At 57.5% G+C, this 1718-nt stretch carries 2 protein-coding genes; both read left to right on the plus strand.

Features of this window, described 5'->3' with window-relative positions; all coding sequences use genetic code 11:
- The first annotated feature begins 141 nt into the window (after nt 1–141).
- Nucleotides 142–483, plus strand: coding sequence for a luciferase domain-containing protein (locus AC1DYI_RS34680; RefSeq protein WP_477208640.1), 342 nt, complete (start codon nt 142–144; stop codon nt 481–483).
- 272 nt (nt 484–755) lie between these two features.
- Nucleotides 756–1631, plus strand: coding sequence for a pilus assembly protein PilP (locus AC1DYI_RS34685; RefSeq protein ID WP_477208641.1), 876 nt, complete (start codon nt 756–758; stop codon nt 1629–1631).
- Nucleotides 1632–1718: the final 87 nt, after the last annotated feature.

Raw genomic sequence — 1718 nt, forward strand, 5'->3', positions numbered from 1 at the left:
CGAGTAGCATTTCCAGTCTCCTCGGGTCCGTCTGCCTTGCACGGCAAGTCCATCACGGTTGGTGCATCTGCGGTGCCTAACCCCTCCGTCAAGGGGACCTGCCTGCGGCAGGCCCCTTACGTCGAACGTTAGGCGTCTAGCATGAACATGAGCCCGGTAGAGCAGTTGCATCTGGCGCTGTGTGCCTTGCCGGGTGTGCAGCAAGCAAATTCGCGGTTTGGCCGCCCCGACAGGCCCGCCTGGTGCGTAAATGGGCGCGAGTTCGCCCACTTGCACGCCGACGATCTGGTCGATCTCCGCCTTCCCCGAGAGGTTCAGGCTCGTCTAAAGTCAGATCCTTTGGCCCACTTCCGGCCGGCAAGGTCGGAGTGGCTTGAGTTTGAGTTTCACAGCGAATCCGAGGCCCAGCATGTCATTGCTTTGGCACGCGAAGCTTGGGCTGCTGCTGGCAAGAGTCCAAAGGCAAGTAAGGGCAAGCCATGAGTGCCTTCGTTCACCGGCCGCCTAACCCCTCCGTCAAGGGGACGTCCCGCAAGCGGGCCGCCCCTTACGTCGAACGTTAGACCGCACAGTCCGATCTTGAGTACGCGATGACCCCTACATCAGACCGTGTTCGTTCTCGTACCGCAGCGTTGCGTGCTGTTTGTTTGGCGGTCATTTGTTTGACGCTATCAGCGAAGGTCCAGTCTCAAGACGCTGACGTGTCAGGCCGAGTCGACGTTCGAAATGTGACCGTAGCAGTTCTGCTCTACGCTATGGCCGAGGCCGTCAATTTCAATCTGGTCGCACCTATACCGAAAGGCGCACCGCTTGTCTCCATGTCGACGGAGTACTCGTCTATCGACGATCTTCTGCAAAAGCTGGCGAAGCTGGTTGGCATGCGTGGCGTCGTACTTGGGCATCGCATCTTGGTCCTCTCTCCATGTCTTGACGATCAGGCAAGAAACACCCCGCCTCAGGCGCCTAGTCAGTTTTCTCTTCGGTTGCCCAATGCGACGCTCAAAGAGGTACTTGAACTGGAGTTTCCAGAGTTTCTAGTCAAGGGCAATCCAAGTGATGTAGCGATGCTCTCCCGCCGGGTGCTTCTCCGACTGAAGAACGTTTCGCGTGACGAAGCCCAACAAGCGGTTTCCGCAGCTCTCGGAGGTGCGATTGCTCCCGATTCCCTGGACAAACTCATCGCGGGCCAAACAGGAGTTGAAGGTTGCCCAGGGGCCGAAAGTGCACCTCTTTCCATTCAACAGGAGCAATCAAAGTCCCTGCGTCTGCGGAAGTCGAACTGTCCAAATCGAACCCCAAACGGGGGTGCCTGCGAACCACTCGAATACTTCAGTTTGAAGCAGCTCTTCCGGCGTGGCTTCATTGAAGCCGAAAACCCGGTCCGTCGCTTTGCATTCGTCGAGGCACCGGATGGGATCCTACATGTCGTCAAGAAGGGCGCATACGTAGGCCAAGACTTTGGCAGGGTCGTTGAGGTGTCACGGAACGGCATCCAATTGATCGAACTCATCCAAGACTCGGCGTCCGTCTGGACGGAATCCAAAAGCGAACTTCAGTACTGGATCGACCCAGAACCACTTAAAGTCGAGCTTCGTAGCCAAAGTCTTCCTAGCTCGCAAGCGAGGAATTAGATTCGACTATGGGCAACAGAGTGCGGTCTAACCCCTCCGTCAAGGGGACCCGCCTGCGGCAGGCCCCTTACGTCGAACGTTAGGCCC

The organism is Ideonella sp. P3_A4 (assembly GCF_056403075.1).